Source organism: Stappia taiwanensis, from assembly GCF_014635285.1.
Classification (GTDB): domain Bacteria; phylum Pseudomonadota; class Alphaproteobacteria; order Rhizobiales; family Stappiaceae; genus Stappia; species Stappia taiwanensis.
On record NZ_BMCR01000006.1, the window covers coordinates 240101 to 258000 of the forward strand.

The 17900-nt window shown below is 65.9% G+C and carries 15 protein-coding genes; 10 read left to right on the top strand and 5 right to left on the bottom strand.

The annotated features are described in order from the left end of the window. Positions 1-7 precede the first annotated feature (7 nt). From grxC to IEV83_RS15295, 3 genes are read left to right on the top strand one after another with little or no spacing between them, the layout of a single operon-like run. Positions 8-262, top strand: a complete 255-nt coding sequence (gene grxC, locus IEV83_RS15285) for a glutaredoxin 3 (RefSeq protein WP_181759565.1) — start codon at positions 8-10, stop codon at positions 260-262. 39 nt (positions 263-301) lie between these two features. Further along, entirely contained in the window at positions 302-1147 is an 846-nt protein-coding gene (locus tag IEV83_RS15290) for a carbon-nitrogen hydrolase family protein (protein ID WP_181759564.1), read from the top strand. Continuing rightward, complete coding sequence (locus tag IEV83_RS15295) at positions 1144-1698, top strand: DUF1178 family protein (protein ID WP_181759563.1); 555 nt, start codon at positions 1144-1146, stop codon at positions 1696-1698. The genes IEV83_RS15290 and IEV83_RS15295 overlap by 4 nt, the downstream gene beginning before the upstream one ends. Before the next feature lie 64 nt (positions 1699-1762). Here the strand turns inward: IEV83_RS15295 and IEV83_RS15300 are convergent, their stop codons facing one another. Both IEV83_RS15300 and IEV83_RS15305 read right to left on the bottom strand, forming a co-directional pair. Continuing rightward, a complete protein-coding gene (locus IEV83_RS15300) occupies positions 1763-2575 on the bottom strand; it encodes a hypothetical protein (RefSeq protein WP_209003191.1) in 813 nt (270 codons plus the stop codon). A gap of 95 nt (positions 2576-2670) precedes the next feature. Then, entirely contained in the window at positions 2671-3117 is a 447-nt protein-coding gene (locus IEV83_RS15305; protein WP_181759562.1) for a MarR family winged helix-turn-helix transcriptional regulator, read from the bottom strand. 129 nt (positions 3118-3246) lie between these two features. Here IEV83_RS15305 and IEV83_RS15310 point away from each other — a divergent pair, with 129 nt between their 5' ends. After that, entirely contained in the window at positions 3247-3600 is a 354-nt protein-coding gene (locus tag IEV83_RS15310) for a DUF1428 domain-containing protein (RefSeq protein WP_181759561.1), read from the top strand. A 53-nt stretch (positions 3601-3653) separates the two neighbouring features. Here the strand turns inward: IEV83_RS15310 and IEV83_RS15315 are convergent, their stop codons facing one another. Together IEV83_RS15315 and ubiG are read right to left on the bottom strand one after the other, a co-directional pair. Next, positions 3654-4343 (bottom strand): alpha/beta fold hydrolase, encoded by a 690-nt coding sequence (locus tag IEV83_RS15315; RefSeq protein ID WP_181759560.1) that lies wholly within the window; start codon positions 4341-4343, stop codon positions 3654-3656. A gap of 64 nt (positions 4344-4407) precedes the next feature. After that, positions 4408-5190 (bottom strand): bifunctional 2-polyprenyl-6-hydroxyphenol methylase/3-demethylubiquinol 3-O-methyltransferase UbiG, encoded by a 783-nt coding sequence (ubiG, locus tag IEV83_RS15320; protein WP_181759559.1) that lies wholly within the window; start codon positions 5188-5190, stop codon positions 4408-4410. A gap of 199 nt (positions 5191-5389) precedes the next feature. Here ubiG and IEV83_RS15325 point away from each other — a divergent pair, with 199 nt between their 5' ends. The 6 genes from IEV83_RS15325 (at position 5390) to clpB (ending at position 15372) form a co-directional block, all read left to right on the top strand. Further along, positions 5390-6640, top strand: coding sequence for an aspartate kinase (locus tag IEV83_RS15325; RefSeq protein ID WP_181759558.1), 1251 nt, complete (start codon positions 5390-5392; stop codon positions 6638-6640). Between the two features lie 105 nt (positions 6641-6745). Next, positions 6746-9013 (top strand): phosphoenolpyruvate--protein phosphotransferase, encoded by a 2268-nt coding sequence (gene ptsP, locus IEV83_RS15330; RefSeq protein ID WP_181759557.1) that lies wholly within the window; start codon positions 6746-6748, stop codon positions 9011-9013. 240 nt (positions 9014-9253) lie between these two features. Continuing rightward, complete coding sequence (prfA, locus tag IEV83_RS15335) at positions 9254-10327, top strand: peptide chain release factor 1 (RefSeq protein ID WP_181759556.1); 1074 nt, start codon at positions 9254-9256, stop codon at positions 10325-10327. A gap of 34 nt (positions 10328-10361) precedes the next feature. Beyond that, the gene (prmC, locus tag IEV83_RS15340) at positions 10362-11240 is read left to right on the top strand and encodes a peptide chain release factor N(5)-glutamine methyltransferase (protein WP_181759555.1); all 879 of its coding nucleotides are present in this window, start codon (positions 10362-10364) and stop codon (positions 11238-11240) included. Positions 11241-11669: 429 nt separating this feature from the next. Next, positions 11670-12530: a DUF4167 domain-containing protein gene (locus tag IEV83_RS15345; RefSeq protein WP_181759554.1), complete on the top strand. Its 861-nt coding sequence runs from the start codon at positions 11670-11672 to the stop codon at positions 12528-12530. Positions 12531-12771: 241 nt separating this feature from the next. Then, positions 12772-15372 (top strand): ATP-dependent chaperone ClpB, encoded by a 2601-nt coding sequence (gene clpB / locus IEV83_RS15350; protein WP_181759553.1) that lies wholly within the window; start codon positions 12772-12774, stop codon positions 15370-15372. A gap of 127 nt (positions 15373-15499) precedes the next feature. On the opposite strand, the gene IEV83_RS15355 is transcribed toward clpB, so the two are convergent. Then, entirely contained in the window at positions 15500-17401 is a 1902-nt protein-coding gene (locus tag IEV83_RS15355; RefSeq protein WP_209003192.1) for a M23 family metallopeptidase, read from the bottom strand. Between the last annotated feature and the right edge of the window lie 499 nt (positions 17402-17900).

A 17900-nucleotide genomic window follows, 5' to 3' on the forward strand; every position in this document is an offset into this window, starting at 1 on the left:
CTGGCGTATGACTGTGCAAATCTACACCCGGCAGATGTGTGGCTACTGTTCGAGGGCCAAGAGCCTGTTCGCCCGGAAGGGGGTTTCCTTTCAGGAACTGGATGCCACCTTCCAGCCGGAGCTGCGTCAGGAGATGATCCAGCGCGCCAAGGGTAAGGCGACCTTCCCGCAGATCTTCATTGGCGATGTCCATGTGGGTGGCTGCGACGAGTTGATGGCGCTGGACCGGGCGGGCAAGCTGGACCCGTTGCTGGCGGGCTGAGCGGGGCGTATCCGTGAGGGCCGATAAGAGGGGCGAGCGATGACGGGGATGATGGCGGCGGTCGTCCAGATGCGGAGCGGCCGGGATGTCGATGCCAATGTGGCGGCGGCAAGCGAGTTGATCCGCGCGGCGGCCAGGGCCGGGGCGCGCTACATCCAGACGCCGGAGATGACCAATCTCCTGGAAAAGAGCCGCAAGGAGCTCTTTGCCAAGATCGCGCCGGAAGGCGAGGATCGGGCGGTGGCGGCGTTTTCGGCGCTGGCGGCGGAGCTCGGCATTCATCTGCACATCGGCTCGCTGGCCATTCGCACCGGCGAGGACGGCGTGGCCAATCGCGGCCTGTTGTTCGCTCCCGACGGATCGGTCGCGGCCCGCTATGACAAGATCCACATGTTCGATGTGGATCTGCCCAATGGCGAGAGCTGGCGGGAATCGGCCACCTACCGGCCCGGGTCGGAGCTGGTAATGTCTGCCGCCGGGGGCATGAGCCTTGGCCTGGCAATTTGTTACGATATTCGCTTCCCGGCGATCTTCCGCGCGCAAGGGCGGGCCGGAGCAGAGGTCTTGAGCGCGCCGGCGGCCTTCACCCGGCAGACCGGAGAGGCGCATTGGCACGTGCTGCAGCGGGCGCGGGCAATCGAGAACGGCGCCTATATGGTGTCGGCGGCACAGGGTGGGCGTCACGAGGATGGCCGGGAAACCTATGGCCACAGCATGATCGTGTCGCCCTGGGGCGAGATCTTGGCAGAGCTCGACCATGATGAGCCCGGCTTTGCGCTCGCGGAACTGGATCCGGCACGGGTGGCCGAGGCGCGTCAGCGCATTCCGGCCATTGCCAACGAGCGGACCTTCAGCGCGCCCAGTGGCCAGGAGGCGGCGGAGTGATTCACTTCACCCTGGTGTGTGATGCGGGGCACGGATTCGAGGGCTGGTTTCGCAACTCCGCCGATTTCGAGACCCAGAGCGAGCGCGGCCTTCTGCGCTGTCCGGTTTGCGGCTCGGATGAGGTTGGCAAGGGGCTGATGGCGCCAGCCGTTTCGACCGCGCGCCGGCGTGAGGCCTTGTCTGAAGCGGGGAAGCTGCCGGCCGCGCCGCAAGCGGAAGCTCCGGCGCAGCAGGCCGTTGTGCCGGCTGGCGACAACGCCGCACCGGCCGCCGCACCGGCTCCAAGCGTCCCGGTGGTGCGGCCAGAGGAAGGTGCCATGGCCGAGATGCGCGCCGAAGTGCTGTCACGGCTGCGGGAGCTCAAGCAGGCGGTGATGACCAGCGCAGAAGACGTTGGGACCGCCTTCCCCGAAGAGGCGCGCAAGATCCACTATGGCGAGACGGAGAAGCGCGGCATTTATGGCTCCGCGTCCCCTGACGATGTGGAAAGCCTGATCGACGAGGGGATTGCGGTGCTGCCGCTGCCGGTACTGCCGGAAGACCGGAACTAGCATCCCGGCGGAGCGGGGCGGTTTTGCCGCCCCGTCTTTCTGCCTCAGATGATGCCGGCTGCGGTCAATTGCATTTGCGATAGGTGTAGTCGCCGTATTCCAGCCAGTCTTCGCCGCCATCACGGAACACCAGAAATTCGGATCGATCCTCGCCGAGCAGGGCGACGACGAAGCCACGCGGCGGCGCGCTATTGCCAAAGTAGCTGTAGGCGGTCATCGCCCGCAGGGACTTGCCGTTGACGGTGACCCGGGCGTTCCATTCATCCTGTACATCCTTCAAGATGACAAACTCGATCTGGCGCTTGACCTGGCCGCCGCCGCAGTAAACCACCCCCTCGGGGACCTCCATGGAGGCGGAAGCACTGGGAACCGACGCAGAGGCGGTCCCGCTCGGCGCCGGGGCAGCGGCGCAAGCTGCGCGCAGGGACTTGATGGCGGCCGCCGACCCCTTCAGGTCGAACAGGCCATAGCTGACATCCTGGTCCACCATGGACAGGCTCAGAAGGGCGTTGCGGGCAATCTGATCCAGAACGAAATCGTAGTCGCTCCGGTCGGAAAAACTGATCTCCACCGGAAAATTGTCGACGATGCCGACCGTTGCATTGGCGGCGCCCACCTGAAAGGCGCCGACCTCGGTGGTGGCGTTTTTCAGGAACCGGAGGAAAAGCCCCTGCTTGCGGGCGATGTCCCGGGCGTCTTCGGCGCCGGCCGGAGCGAACCGGATCCGGTCGCATTGCAGCTCAAGGGTCATGTTGCCGGTCTGGATGGACGCGATCGGCGATGGCGCGCTGGTGAAGACCCAATCGGCGCGGGCCGAGCCCGCCAGCACGGTCAGGCCGAGCATCGCCGCGACAAGTCCGGTGATTGAAACCTTCATGGTGGCTCCTCCCGATGGATGCTGTCCGCGCCATTTCTACCATCTTCTCAGGTTTTGCATAAGCGGCCCGCTGATAGGCCGCGCTGCCGCCTGGGTCAGATCTCACCGATATGGCGGAGGGACGCCCGGAGCGTGTCAAGCGCCTGGGGGGAGAGCGTTGCATCGATCTCTGCATGGGTCTGCCTCCAGACCGGCATCGCGGCAAGCAGCGCGGCATGTCCCTTCTCCGTCAGACGCAAAAGCCGACTGCGCCGATCCTTTGGATCGGTGGCGGCGGTTACCAGGCCCTTGCGCTCCAGAGGTTTCAGCGCTGCGGTCAATGTTGTCCGATCCATGGCAAGAAACCGGGCGAGCGGACCGATCGACGGCGGTTCCGGGCGGTTGAGCGCCATCAGCAGCGAGAACTGACCATTGGTCAGGCCAACGGGCCGCAGCGCCTCATCGAACCGGCGGGCGAGGGCGCGCGCGGCGCGCTGGGCATGCAGGCACAGGCAGTGATCGCGCACCTCCAATGTTGTTTCGAAGGGGAGTCTCTTTGACATGCCTTAAATATGTTGATATCAACGTAAAAGGCAATATGAGATCTGGCACTTTCCCGCAATTTTGCCGCAGGCATTGCCGGGGCGGCAAGTAGCTGATTTTTCTATTAATTCCCAAATAAGGAGGGGGTTATGGCTTACATTGATGGTTTTCTCGCCGCCGTTCCCGCTGATCGCGAGGAGGAGTACCGGGCGCATGCGGCCGAAACGGCGCGGCTCTTCCGGGAATTCGGCGCGACCCGGGTGGTTGAGTGCTGGGGCGACGACGTGCCCAAGGGAGAGGTCACCGACTTTCCCATGGCGGTGAAGGCGGCGGACGATGAGGTCGTGGTGTTCGGCTGGATCGAATACCCATCCAAGGACGTACGAGATGCGGCTTATCAGAAGATGATGACTGATCCCCGGATGGAGGAAATGGGCGCGAAAATGCCCTTCGATGGCAAGCGGATGGTCTTCGGTGGTTTCCGTACTGTGCTGGATGCCTGATCGGGGCCGTTGTGTCGATCGTGGCTCGTGAATCCGGGCCGCGAACCGGCAAGTCAGCCGGCCAGCCAGTCGCGCATCAGGCGGGTGGCCACCTCGGGCGTTTCCAGGGTCGAGAGATGGCCGCAGTCGGGAATTTCCACGAGCCGGCTGCCGCGAATGGCCTGATGCATCTCGGCGGCCAGTGCCGGCGGGGTCAGCCGGTCGCCCTCGCCGACGACGATGGTGGTCGGACAGGCAATCGCGGCAAGACCCGGGCGGGCGTCGGGGCGGGCGATGATCGCCCGCTGCTGGCGCAAGAAGGCGTCCGCGCCGGTCTGCCGCGCCATGTCTTCCACCACCTGGCGCAGATGGGCGTCATCGGCCCGGTTCTCGTGCACGAGCATGGGGAAAAGCGCCGGAACGATCCGGTCGAAGCGCCCGGCGGCGGCATGGTCCATCAGGCGTTGGCGATTGGCGGTCTGCGCCTCCGTGTCGGGGCGGGCGGAGGTGTCGAGCAGCATCAGCCGGCTGACCCGGTCCGGCGCCTGGCGCATCACCTCCATGGCGACATAGCCGCCCATGGAAAGGCCAGCGAGGGCGAAGCGTCCGGGAACGGCGGCCAGCAGCCGTTCGGCGATCGCGGCAAGGCTGTCGTCGCTGCGGTGGTCGGCGATCAGGATCGGCTTGTCGCTGAAGGCGGCGATTTGCCGCGCGAACAGGAGTTCGGTGCACAGCAGTCCCGGCACGAAGACAATCGGTTCCATGAGGCCCTTTGCAGCGATTCAAGGAGGGTGGCGGTTCGAGACGCGGGGCGCGCGGCAGATTGGCTCAGGCGTCGCGGGCGAACAGCATCATGTAGTTCACATCCATGTCGGCGGAGCGGCGCCATTCGTCGGCCAGTGGATTGAAGCTGACGCCGCAGCGGTCGCGCAAGGTCAGGCCGGCGGCGGTGAGCGGGCCTTCCAGCTCTTCCGGGCGCACCAGCTTTTCAAAACTGTGGGTGCCGACCGGCAGCCAGCGCAGCACGTATTCGGCACCGACAATGGCCAGCGCATAGGCCTTCAGCGTGCGATTGATGGTGGCGACGAACATCAGCCCGCCGGGCCGCACCAGCCGGGCGCAGGCCTCAAGATAGAGCGGCACGTCGGCGACGTGTTCCACTACCTCCATGTTGAGCACCACGTCATAGGTCTCGCCGGCCTCGGCAAGGCTTTCCGCGGTGGTCGCCCGGTAGTCGATCTCAAGGCCGGCGTCGGCGGCGTGGATGCGGGCGACCTCGATGTTGGTTTCCGAGGCATCGGCCCCGGTCACCTTTGCGCCGAGCCGGGTCATCGGCTCGCACAACAGGCCGCCGCCGCAGCCGATATCCAGCAGCTTCAGGCCGGCGAGGGCGTCACTGGCCTGCGCATCGCGGCCGAAATGGGCGCAGATCTGCTCCTTGATATAGCCAAGGCGTACCGGATTGAACTTGTGCAGAGGCCGGAACTTGCCGGCCGGGTCCCACCATTCGGCGGCCATGGCGGAAAAGCGGGCGACCTCGGCGTCATCCACGGTGCTGCCGCCGCCGCCGGCGCTGCTCCCGCTGCTGGTCTCGTGATCTGACGCGTTCATCGTGCCGTCCCCGGATGGCTGTCCATTGATGGAAGATCCCGGCGCTCTTGCCGGATCCTGGATCCTTGGTCGATGGTCACACCGGCTTTGTCAAGTCGGGTAGTTGCGGTTGCCCGCCGCAGTCTGTATGGATGTGCGCCAATCCGAACGGCGCATGTCGCGCCAACTTCCGTTTTCGTCGAGACGTTTGACGCATCCCATGACCCGTCTGGTATTAAAGTTCGGCGGTACGTCCGTCGCCAATCTGGAACGTATCCGAAACGTCGCGCGGCATGTGAAGCGCGAGGTGGAAGCCGGCAATCAGGTGGCCGTCGTCGTCTCGGCGATGGCGGGCGAGACCAACAAGCTGGTCGGCCTGTGCCGCGAGGCCTCGGCCTTGCACGATGCCCGCGAATACGATGCCGTGGTGTCCTCCGGCGAGCAGGTGACCAGCGGCGTGCTGGCCATTGTCCTGCAGGACATGGGCATCGATGCCCGCTCCTGGCAGGGGTGGCAGATCGCCCTGCGCACCGATGCCTCGCACGGGGCGGCGCGCATTACCGAAATCGACGGCGGAACGCTGATCGAACGGCTCGAACAGGGACAGGTGGCGGTGGTCGCCGGCTTCCAGGGCGTGGCGCCGGACAATCGCATCGCCACGCTCGGCCGCGGCGGGTCGGACACCAGCGCGGTGGCGCTGGCGGCGGCGATCAAGGCCGATCGCTGCGACATCTACACGGATGTGGACGGTGTCTACACCACGGATCCGCGCATCGTGCCACGTGCGCGGCGGCTGGACCGGATCGCCTTCGAGGAGATGCTGGAAATGGCCTCCCTGGGCGCCAAGGTGCTGCAGGTGCGGTCGGTCGAGATGGCAATGGTTCATGGCGTGCGCACCTTCGTACGCTCCAGTTTTGATGACCCGGATGCGCCGCAGGTTGGCGCGGGCGGACTGCCGCCGGGCACCCTCATCTGCGACGAGGACGAGATCGTGGAACAGCAAGTCGTTACCGGAATTGCCTTTGCCAAGGACGAAGCCCAGGTTTCGATCCGCAACGTGGCGGACAAGCCGGGTGTGGCCAGCACCGTTTTCGGGTCGCTCGCCGAGGCCAACATCAACGTGGACATGATCGTCCAGAACATTTCGCCGGACGGGCGCACCACGGATATCACCTTCACGGTGCCGGAAGGCGACTACGAGCGGGCGCTCGGCGTGCTGGAGGAGCAGCGCGAGGCGATCGGCTACGAGGCGATCGAAGGCGCGCGCGACGTGGTCAAGGTGTCGGTGATCGGCATGGGCATGCGGTCTCACGCGGGCATCGCGGCCCGGTGTTTCCATGGCCTGGCGGACAAGGGCATCAACATCCGCGCCATCACCACCTCCGAGATCAAGATCTCGGTTCTGATCGATTCGGCCTACACCGAACTTGCGGTGCGGACTCTGCATTCGCTATACGGGTTGGACGGCTAGGGATCTCGGCTCCGGGATTCCCTTTGGGAGGAGGACCGTGCCGGCGGACGTCGCCGGTGCCGTCGCGGCGGTGACGCCGCACTTGCGGAAAGGACTTGACGGGTGATGCGGAGCACTCTCGCCGGGCCACGTGTCCTGCTGCGGCGTCTCCGTGAGGTCATGGCGGAGCCGATCAACGCCCAGGAGCGTCTGGACAAGATCGTCGTGCTGATCGCCGCGAATGTCGTGGCGGAGGTGTGTTCGGTCTATATCCTGCGCGCCGACGGGGTGCTGGAGCTCTATGCCACCGAAGGCCTGAACCGCGATGCCGTTCACAAGACCAGCCTGAAGGTCGGCGAAGGCCTCGTCGGCCTGATCGCCGCCGACGCGCGGCCGCTCAACCTGCCCAACGCCCAGGCCCATCCGGCCTTCGCCTATCGTCCGGAAACGGGCGAGGAGGCCTATAATTCCTTCCTCGGCGTGCCAATCCTGCGGGCCGGGCGTACACTCGGCGTGCTCGTCGTTCAGAACCAGTCGCACCGCACCTATTTCGAGGACGAGGTCGAGGCGCTGCAGACGACGGCGATGGTGATCGCCGAAATGGTCGCCGCCGGCGAGTTGGAGGCGATCGTCCAGCAGGGCACGAAGCTCGATCTTAGCCGGCCGATGCTGTTTCAAGGGGTGGCGCTGGCCGATGGCGTCGGTCTCGGCCATGTAGTGCTGCATGAGCCGCGCGTCGTCGTCACCAACCTGATCGCCGAGGATTCCAGCGCGGAACTGGACCGGCTCGAACGCTCGATCAACCGGCTGCGGCTGTCGCTGGACGATCTCCTGGCCAGCGGCGACTTCGCCCAGCATGGCGAGCACCGGGAGGTGCTGGAAGCCTATCGCATGTTCGCCCATGATCGCGGCTGGATCCGGAAGATCGAAGAGGCGATCAACAACGGCCTGACGGCCGAGGCCGCGGTGGAGAAGGTGCAGTCGGACACACGGGCGCGTATGATGCGCCAGACCGACCCTTACCTGCGTGAGCGGCTGCATGACCTTGACGATCTCGCCCACCGGCTGATCCGCGAGTTGATGGGCCGGCAGCACGGGCCGCTGGACGAAAGCCTGCCGCAGGACGCGATCATTGTCGCCCGCAACATGGGCGCGGCGGAGCTGCTTGATTATGGCCGCGACCGCATCCGCGCCGTGGTGCTGGAGGAGGGCGGGCCGACCAGCCACGTGACCATCGTCGCCCGGGCGCTCGGCATCGCTTCGGTCGGGTTGGTGGAGAACATCGTCAGTCTCGCCGAATCGGGCGATGCGATCATCGTCGATGGCGAGAACGGTCAGGTGCATCTGCGTCCAGCGGCGGATATCGAAAACGCCTATGCGGAGAAGGTGCGCTTCCGGGCCCGGCGTCAGGCGCAATACCGGCGCCTGCGCAACAAGCCCTCGGTCACCCGCGACGGGGTGGAGATGGCGCTGCAGCTCAATGCCGGTCTGCTGGTCGATCTGCCGGCGGTGTCGGAATCGGGGGCGAGCGGCGTCGGCCTGTTCCGCACCGAGCTGCAATTCATGGTCGCCTCTTCCTTTCCGCGGATGAGCGAGCAGAAATCCTATTACGAGCAGGTGCTCGAGGCGGCCGGCGGCCGTCCGGTCACCTTCCGGACGCTGGATATCGGCGGCGACAAGGTGCTGCCCTATCTGCGGGCGATCCAGGAGGAGAACCCGGCGATGGGCTGGCGGGCGATCCGCTTCGGCCTGGACCGGCCGGGCATCCTGCGCACCCAGATCCGCGCCCTGCTGCATGCGGCCGCCGGCCGCGAATTGAAGATCATGTTCCCGATGGTCTCCGAAGTGTCGGAGTTTCATGCCGCCAAGGACGTGGTGAAGCGGGAGCTGGCCCATTTGCGCCGGCACAATCACCCCACGCCGGAACGGCTCCAGCTCGGCGTGATGATCGAGGTGCCCTCGCTGCTCTATCAGCTCGACGAGCTGTTCATGGCGGTGGATTTCGTCTCGGTCGGATCCAATGACCTGTTTCAGTTCTTCAATGCGGTCGATCGTGGCAACACCCGTGTGGCGGCCCGGTTCGATCCGATGAGCACTGCCTTCCTGCGGGCGCTGCGGACCATTGCCGAACGGGCGCGGGCTCATGGAACGCCGGTGACCCTGTGCGGGGAGATCGCCGGCCGGCCGCTGGAGGCCATGGCGCTCGCGGCCATTGGCTATCGCGGGTTGTCCATGTCCGCGTCCGCGCTGGGGCCGGTCAAGGCGATGGTCCGGGCGCTGGATGTGGGGCGGCTGTCCGCCCGGCTCCTGCCTCGGCTTGACCAGGAAAGCGGGCTCAGCGATCCACGCGCGTTTCTAAGGTCTTTCGCCGAGGACAACGATATTCCGCTTTAGGATCTGGACTCATAAATGAGGCTGACATGGCATGTTCGACCTCATTTATGAGTCCAGATCCTGGCGCCCTGACGCCGCCGAACGGCCCGACTGTCAGGGTGCCTTCGTTCCTGGACCTGCATCGCCGTATCCCGACAGTCGGGCGCGCGCGGTTCGGTCCGATGCCCCAGCCCGGAGCGCAGCAGGATCGCGGCGGCAATCGCCGGCCGGTCCGCGCGATCCAGAAGGAGACGTCTCGCCATGATCCCGGCGGAAAAACTCGATAGCCTGCTGTCTCGCTTCGCCGAAATCGAATACGGGATGACGCAGAATCCGGACCCGGACACCTATGTGCGCCTGTCCCGCGACTATTCGGAGCTGGAGCCGCTGGTGTCGAAGATCCGGGCCTTCCGCAAGGCGGAGGCCGATCTTGCCGATGTGACGGCGATGCTCGACGATCCGGCGGCGGATGCGGAAATGCGCGAGCTGGCGGCGGCCGAGCGCGAAGCGCTGGAGGAGACGCTGGAGGCGCTGTCCGGCGACATCCGCATCGGCTTCTTGCCGCGTGACAGCGCCGACAGCCGCGATGTCATTCTGGAGGTGCGGGCCGGCACGGGCGGCGACGAGGCGGCGCTGTTCGCCGGCGATCTCTTCCGCATGTATCAGCGCTATGCCCAGTTGAAGGGATGGAAGGTGGAGGTGGTGTCGGCCAGCGAAGGCGAGGTCGGCGGCTACAAGGAGATCATCGCGGCGGTCACCGGCGGCGATGTCTTCGCCCGGTTGAAGTTCGAGTCCGGTGTGCACCGGGTGCAGCGGGTCCCGGAAACGGAATCGGGCGGGCGCATCCATACCTCGGCGGCGACGGTGGCGGTGCTGCCCCAGGCCGAGGAAGTGGATGTCACCGTTCAGGACAGCGACCTCAGGATCGATACCTTCCGGGCCTCCGGCGCCGGCGGTCAGCACGTCAACACCACCGATTCCGCCGTGCGGATCACCCACCTTCCCACCGGCATCGTGGTTGCCGTGCAGGATGAACGCTCCCAGCACAAGAACAAGGCGAAGGCGATGCAGCTCTTGCGGGCGCGGATCTTCGACGAGGAGCGGGCGCGGCTGGCAAGCGAGCGGACCGAGGCCCGGCGGCTGCAGGTGGGCTCGGGCGACCGGTCGGAGCGGATTCGCACCTACAACTTCCCACAAGGGCGGGTGACCGATCATCGCATCGGCCTGACCCTTTACAAGCTGCCGGAGGTGATCAGCGGCGAGGCACTGGACGAGGTGGTCGATGCGCTCGTGCTCGATCATCAGGCCACGCTGCTGGCCGCCGAGGGACTGTGACGGCGAAAGACCGCAAGGCGGACGGGGGCCGGGCATGAGTGAGTTGGCCGCGGGCAGTCTTGGCGAGATGGTGCGCCTCATGCGCGCGCGGTTGCGCGCCGCCGGCTTGGAGACGGCGGCGCTGGATGCGCGCATCCTGGGGGCGACGGCGGCCGACTGCGCGCCCGATCAGGTGGTGCTCGATCCGGACCGCCCGGTCGACGCGACGACCCTTGCCCGGGCGGAAACGATGCTGGCGCGCCGTCTTGCCGGGGAGCCAGTGGGGCGAATCCTCGGCCGGCGGGAGTTCTGGGGCCTGGACCTTGGCCTCAGCGCCGACACGCTGGAGCCGCGCGCGGACACCGAAACGCTGGTCGAAGCGGTGCTGACCTGGTGCGGCGACCATGGCGGGGCGAAACATGCCTGGCGGTTCGCCGACCTGGGCACCGGAACCGGGGCGATTGCCCTTGCCCTTCTGAGCGAGTTGCCGAACGCGGTCGCGGTTGCCGTCGATCTGTCGCCGGGAGCGCTTGGCTGTGCCCGGGACAATGCGGCGCGGCACGGGTTGGCGGACCGGTTCTTGCCAGTGCAGGGCGATTTCGCCGCCGCGCTCGCGCCCGGTCTCGATTTTCTTGTCAGCAATCCGCCCTATATACGGGAAGGCGATCGGGACGCCCTCGATATCGGTGTCCGCGACTTTGACCCGGACATGGCGCTGTTCGCCGGCGCCGACGGGATGACCGCCTACCGGGCGATCTTCGGCGAAAGTTCGCGGCTTTTGGCGCCGGACGGCCCGCTGTTTCTGGAGATCGGCCATGATCAGGCGGCGGAGGTGGCCGCGCTGGCGCGGGCTGCGGGACGGTCTGACATCGCGGTATTTCAAGACCTTGGCGGATGCGACCGGGTGATCCGCGCCCGAGGTGTTGCAAAATAACGGCAACGACGCAGCGATTGAAGGCGATTGAAAAAGACGCTTGGAAAACCGACCGGAACCGGCTAGTTTCACCACGCCGAGACCCGACGGGGGTGGAGTGTTTTCCACGGGTAGGGCAGTACGAAGGTTGCTATAGAGCTTTTCGTTTCGGCCAAAACCTGCATCTTGAGACGGGCAGCCCCGTCTGACGAAGATGCGCCGTAGACCTTATGGTCTGGGTGCGACTTGGCACTGGTCTGTTCAGGACGAACCGTATGATACCGCAATACCAGCCGGCGCCCTCGCGCGGGTGGGTTTCGGTATTTGGAAGTCCGATCGGGCCATCGACATCGACAGTGTTTCGATGCGATTCATGCAGACGGACCGCGTGGCGGCCCGGACATCAGATCGGCTTCGCACCGGTCGCCGTTCGTGAGAGATAACGGCAGAATGAGACCAGGAAATCAAAACAACAAACGTATTCGCGGCCGTGGCGGGCGCAAGGGACCCAATCCTCTGTCTCGCGCCTACGAGTCCAACGGGCCGGATGTGAAGATCCGTGGTACCGCGCATCATGTGGCCGAGAAGTATCAGCAGCTCGCCCGCGATGCGGCGGCAGCTGGTGACCGGGTGATGTCGGAAAACTATTTCCAGCATGCGGAGCACTACCTGCGGATCATCGCGGCTGCGCAGCAGAGCATGCAGCAGCCCGTGGTTCTTCCGCGCGGCGACGGCGCCGACGAGGGTGACACCGAGGCGGAGACCGGCAACCGCGAAGAGCGGAGCCGTGACGAGCGCGGTGAACGGAGTGAGCGTGGCCGAGAACGCCGTGGGCGCGAGCAGGCAGCGCCTGCCCCGGCAGCCGCAGGCGCTCCGGTGATGCCGCTCGACGCACCACAGCCGTTTGTCGACAACATGCCGGTGCTCAATGCCAAGGCAGGCGACGAGGCCAGCGGCGACAGCGACGGCGATGAGGAGCGGGGCCGGCGCCGTGCACGCGGGACCCGGGGACGGGGTGTCCGGCGACCGAAGGCGGAGACGGGCGAGGCTGAAGCCTCAAATGGCGATGCTCCGGACGCCGCGGCAAAGGCCACGCCGACCGCGACCGCTGCGGAGACGGCCGCTGAGGCGGCCCCAAGCAATGGGGCGGCGGAACCGGCGGGCCAGGAGGTCTCCGGCGAGGTTTCGGAGAAGAAGCCGCGCGCCAAGCGGGCACCGCGCACGCGGAAAGCCGCCGCGCCGAAGGGCGAGGAGGCGGAAGCGCCCGCAGCCCCGGCGGAGCCGGCGGCTCCTGCGACCAACGACGCCTGATCGGGTTTTCCTGGCTCGCTTGTGGTCGGGCCGCCACCTTGAGAGACTGCCAACCGCGCGCCGCATCTCGGCGCGCGGTTTTTTCATATCTGGTTCGCAGCGGACGATTTCCCCTTTTGTTGTCGAAATGCAACACTATATCCAGCAAGCGGTCGTGTTTCGGCCGTCCGGACGCCGTATCGGGTCCGGAGTCCGAAAAGGGTGCTCTGCTTCGGGGAGTAGCCGGATCTGGAGGTCAAAGATGAATTTCGAAAAATACACTGAGCGTGCCCGCGGTTTCGTCCAGTCGGCACAGACCTATGCACTGGGGCAATCGCATCAGCAGTTCACCGCCGAGCATCTGCTCAAGGTCTTGCTCGACGACCCGGAAGGGATGGCGGCTGGTCTGATCGAGCGTGCCGGCGGGCGCGTCAAGGACGCGGTTCTGGCCAACGAGAAAGCCCTTTCCGCTCTGCCCAAGGTCTCGGGCGGCGCGGGGCAGCTTTATCTCGCTCCGGCGCTGGCGCAGGTGTTCGATCAGGCAGAGAAGATCGCGGAGAAGGCGGGCGATTCCTTCATCACCGTCGAGCGGCTTCTGCTGGCGCTGGCCATGAACAAGGAAAGCGACGCGGGCAAGGCGCTGGCCGGTGCGGGCGTGACGCCGGCGCGGCTGAACGAGGCGATCAACGATCTGCGCCAGGGGCGCACGGCCGACAGCGCCTCGGCGGAAAGCCAGTATGACGCGCTCAAGAAATATGCCCGCGACCTGACTCAGGCGGCACGGGACGGCAAGCTCGACCCGGTGATCGGCCGCGATGACGAGATCCGCCGGACCATTCAGGTCCTGTCGCGCCGGACCAAGAACAACCCGGTGCTGATCGGCGAGCCGGGGGTCGGCAAGACCGCCATCGCCGAAGGCCTTGCGCTTCGGATCGTCAATGGCGACGTGCCGGAAAGCCTGAAGGACAAGAAGCTGCTGGCGCTCGACATGGGGTCTTTGATCGCCGGTGCGAAGTATCGGGGCGAATTCGAGGAACGGCTGAAGGCGGTTCTGTCCGAGGTGCAGGCGGCGGCCGGCGGCATCGTGCTGTTCATCGACGAGATGCATACGCTGGTTGGTGCCGGCAAGGCGGATGGGGCGATGGATGCCTCCAACCTCCTGAAGCCGGCGCTGGCGCGCGGCGAATTGCATTGCGTGGGCGCCACGACCCTCGATGAATACCGCAAGCATGTGGAGAAGGACGCGGCGCTGGCCCGTCGGTTCCAGCCGGTGTTCGTGTCCGAGCCGACGGTGGAGGACAGCATCTCGATCCTGCGCGGCATCAAGGACAAGTACGAGCTGCATCACGGGGTGCGGATCACCGATTCGGCGATTGTTGCAGCGGCGACCTTGTCGAACCGCTACATCACCGACCGGTTCCTGCCGGACAAGGCGATTGACCTGGTGGATGAGGCGGCAAGCCGTCTCAGGATGCAGGTCGACAGCAAGCCGGAGAAGCTGGACGAGCTGGATCGGCGCATCATCCAGTTGAAGATCGAGCGTGAGGCGTTGAAGAAGGAGACCGATGCGGCGGCGAAGGACCGGCTGGACAAGCTGGAAGGCGAACTGGCCAATCTGGAAGAGGAATCGGCCGAGCTGACCGCGCGCTGGCAGGGCGAGAAGCAGAAGCTGTCCTCGGAGCAGAAGCTGAAGGAGCAGCTGGACCAGGCGCGCGGCGATCTGGAAAAGGCGCAGCGCCAGGGCGATCTCGCCAAAGCCGGCGAGCTTGCCTATGGCGTCATCCCGGACCTGGAAAAGGCGCTGGCGGAGGCCGAGGGCAGCGATGTCGCGGGCGGCGCGATGGTCGAGGAGGCGGTGACCACCGACCATGTCGCCCATGTGGTCTCCCGCTGGACAGGTATCCCGGTCGACAAGATGCTGGAAGGCGAGCGCGAAAAGCTGCTGCGGATGGAAGACGAACTGGCCCGTCGGGTGATCGGTCAGCAGGAAGCCGTGCATGCGGTGTCCACTGCGGTACGCCGGGCGCGGGCCGGCCTGCAGGATCCGAACCGGCCGATCGGCTCCTTCCTGTTCCTCGGCCCGACCGGCGTCGGCAAGACGGAGCTGACCAAGGCGCTCGCCGAGTTCCTGTTCGACGACGAGATGGCCATGGTCCGTCTCGACATGTCGGAATACATGGAGAAGCATTCGGTCGCCCGACTGATCGGCGCGCCCCCGGGCTATGTCGGCTATGAAGAGGGCGGTGCCCTGACCGAGGCGGTGCGGCGCCGGCCTTATCAGGTGGTCCTGTTCGACGAGATCGAGAAGGCGCATGCGGATGTGTTCAATGTGCTGTTGCAGGTGCTCGACGATGGCCGGCTGACCGACGGTCAGGGGCGCACGGTCGATTTCCGCAACACGCTGATCGTCATGACCTCGAATCTGGGGGCGGATTATCTGGTGGCCCAGACGGAGGGAGAGGACTCCTCGGCCGTTCGCGACCAGGTGATGGCGGTGGTTCGCGGGCATTTCCGGCCCGAGTTCCTCAACCGGCTGGACGACCAGATCCTGTTCCACCGGCTGCAGCGCTCGCAGATGGCGGCGATTGTCGACATCCAGTTGCAGCGCCTTCAGGGCTTGCTGGCCGATCGCAAGATTACCCTCAAGCTCGACGATGGTGCACTCGGCTGGCTGGCGCAGCGGGGCTATGACCCGGCCTATGGTGCCCGGCCGCTGAAGCGGGTGATCCAGCGCGAGGTCCAGGATCCGCTCGCCGAGATGATCCTCGCCGGCAAGGTGGCCGATGGCCAGACGGTCGAGGGATCGGCCGGCTCCGACCGGCTTCTGTTCCAGGTGGCGGAGGCGGAAAGCGCCGCCGCCTGATCGGGACAACCGACAATCCGCCGCGTCCAGAGTTTTCAGGATGCGGCGGATGAGCCCCTAAGGCGACAACAGCCCCGTCCGGGTTCCGGGCGGGGCTGTTGTCGTTGCGTCTGGGGAAGGGGCCGCGTCAGGGGCGATCGGCGGCGGCGATCCGGGAGGGGCCGTCGGCCCGGTCGATCAAAGTGTCGATGCGCTCGCGCTCGCGATTGAAGGCGGCGAGGAGCTCTCCGTCGAGAACCCGTCCACGTGGCAGACGAATGCGCATCGGGTCGACGAAGCGGCCATTGACCTTGACCTCGTAGTGAAGGTGCGGGCCGGTCGACAGGCCGGTGGAGCCGACATAGCCGATCACCTGGCCCTGACGCACGCGCACGCCTTCCTCGATGCCCTTGGCGAAGCTCGTCTGGTGGCTGTAGGTGGACAGGTAGCCATTGGCGTGCTGGATCTCGATGCGCCGGCCATAGCCGGACACCCAGCGCGCCTTGACCACCACGCCATTGCCGGCGGCCATGATCGGCGTGCCGCGCTTGGCCGCCCAGTCGACGCCGCTGTGCAGGCGCATGGTGCGGATGATCGGGTGCCGGCGCATGCCAAAGCCGGAGCGGTAGCGACCGCCGGACAGGGGCTTGCGCATCAGGAACTTCTTCGCGCTCTTGCCGGTCTCATCGTAGAAATCGACCACCCCGTCATCGGGGGTGCGGAAGCGATAGAAGCGGCGGGTGGTGCCGCGCGAGGTGAGCGAGGTGTAAAGAATCTCCGCCGGCATGTCGCTTTCCGCTTCGTCCAGCCCATAGAACACCTCGAAGGAATCGCCCGGTTTGACGCGGGACTTGAAATCCACGTCGAAGGAGAAGATCCGCACCAGGTCGGAGATCAGATCGGCGTTCACGTCCTGCTCGAGTGCGGTCTGATAGAGGCTGTCGTAGAGGGTCGGCGTGGTGCCGGCGTAGCCGACCCGGTCCGCCTCGGCGAAGGCATCGGCAAGGAAGGTGTCTGGCGCCTCGGCCGGAATGAATTCGCCGGTGTCGGAGCGGGCGATGGTGGCCCGGTGCGCGGTGTCCTCGTAAAGGCTGATGCGCTGCGGCTGCATCCGCTCCGGGCTGCCGCGCTCCGGTGCCAGGGCGATGCGCAGACGCTGGCCTTCGGTCAGGCTTTCGATCCCGAATTCCTGCTCGAAGCTGGCGACGATGGCCTCCGCCTCTTCCTCGCTGGCCTCGTTTTCGACCAGCACGTCGCGGAAGCTGCGGTCGCCGGCCACGGGGATGATCTTCTCTTCCATGCCGGCGAAGCCTTCCGCGTCGTCGGACTTGGAGACGAAGGAGACATTCTCCGGCGTGATTCGGACGGACAGGCGCGACAGTTCCGGCTGCTGGGCGAGGTTGAAGTCGAAGCGGCCGGGATCGATCACCGGCTCGTTTTCCGCGGCAATGGCATTGCCGGACAGGAACCGCGCGGTCTGGCGCACGGTGCGCTCGATCTCCAGGTCGCCGGGCGCCTCCACCATGCTGGCAAGCGGATTGTCGATGGGAAAGTCGCGGACGCTGATCGAGACCTCGCCATCCACCCGCGCGTCATAGACCGCGTCGCTGACGGCGCGCTGCGGCAGCACATTGTTGTCGGCGAACAGGCTGAGCGGGTTGAAGGGCGGGATGTCAGCGGCCTGGTCGCGGTTGGCGCGGGTGGCAAGGGTAGCCGTGACAAGCGCGTAGGGGCGCAGCTTGATGTGATCGCGGTCGCCGACCCGGTGCACCGTGGAGACGGGAATGATCTGGCGATTGGAGTATTGTGCGGTGGAGCGGATCACCCGGTCGCCCTTGGTCCTGGACAAACCGAGCCGGCCGCGTTGCTGGGGATTGGCGTCTTCCCCGCGAACGGGGGCGGCGGACACTTCGTACTGACCATCGAGCGCGGCCACCAATGCCCCGCCCATCAGGGTAACAGAGGTCAGCCCGGTCAGGATCGAGCCGGTGAGCCAACGCAAGCTGACCCGGCGCCGGTCCGGCAGCTGGTTGCGCTCGTCGTAGACCATGAGGGGCGGCTCGTCGCCGAGGTCGACCTGATCCCTGTGACCTGGATGTTGGCCGCCAATATGCATCGTGTCTTGCTCTTTTCCGTTTTGCTTCGAGAGTGTCACGAGGGTGCCCTGGTCAGGGCACGGGCGCGCGGGGCGCGCAACCCCTTATAGGTGCCCCGATGGACACGAGCAATCCGGCGTATTTATGGCAAGGGGCTCCTGCGGGCTGCGGGCCCGGCTCTTGGGTTTGATCCTTCAGCGTGGCGGCATCCGATGACGTTTGTTTGACGGTTTTCGGCGGTCGCGGGTGTGACCGCGGTGGGTTTGCGGGGGCTGTGCGGTGGCGATCTTCACTCGTTCCCGTGGCTGTTGATAGTCGTAAGGCGTTGGGTTGTTTTATGTTTTTGTGTTTGACGGGGTGTGTTGTTCACAAGGGGTTGGGAGTGATTGGTGTGTTTTTTCGGGTCTTGTGATTTTTTCTGGCGGTCGGGCTTGACGGTTTGCGGGGGCGGTG